The organism is Halorubrum sp. SP3 (genome assembly GCF_005435195.1).
Classification (GTDB): domain Archaea; phylum Halobacteriota; class Halobacteria; order Halobacteriales; family Haloferacaceae; genus Halorubrum; species Halorubrum sodomense.
Genome location: NZ_SGTU01000241.1, coordinates 1 through 611, shown reverse-complemented (window position 1 = coordinate 611; position 611 = coordinate 1). Strand labels below are relative to the sequence as shown.

Here is a 611-nt window from a genome sequence, read left to right as displayed (position 1 = left end):
ATTTCTACGATATTTCTACAGCGGGACTGGAAGTTTGGCCGGAGCTCGTACCCGATACGCAGAAACAAGCGATCGACGCGGAACCGCTGTCGTCTGGCGTGGACGAACTCGATGAGTTGCTCTATGGCGGCTTAGATCAGGGCACGATAACAATGCTTAGTGGGCCAACCGGTGTCGGTAAGACGACGACTGGGCTTCAGTTTCTCATTCAAGCAGCACTTGCGGGCAAACAGAGCGTATTATTCCAGTTCGAAGAAGCAGAATGGACCATTCGTGATCGCGCAAAAGCAATTGGGCTTCCACTTCAGGCTGCGCTGGAAAGCGGTGAACTCTCTATTGTCGAGGTCTCTCCCGATGAGTACACGGTTGGTGAATTTGAGCAACTCCTCCGGGAGGCCGTTACCGACGGGACTGAGGTTGTGATGATTGATGGGTCACAAGGCTTCCAAGAAAATCTCCGTGGACTTGCTGACACGACGAGTGCGTTGGTGCGGATCGGTCGATTCCTCCGGTCTGCCAGTATCACTACCCTGCTCATTAATGAAGTCCACAATATCACCGGGGACTTCCAAGCGTCTGAAGAGCGGACGAGCAATCTTGCCGATAATATT

General features: G+C 52.7%; 1 protein-coding gene. It reads left to right on the top strand.

Going from position 1 to position 611, the window contains the following annotated elements; genetic code table 11:
- A partial coding sequence (locus EXE42_RS16410) for an ATPase domain-containing protein (protein ID WP_158293761.1) occupies positions 1 to 611 on the top strand: 611 nt, incomplete at both ends.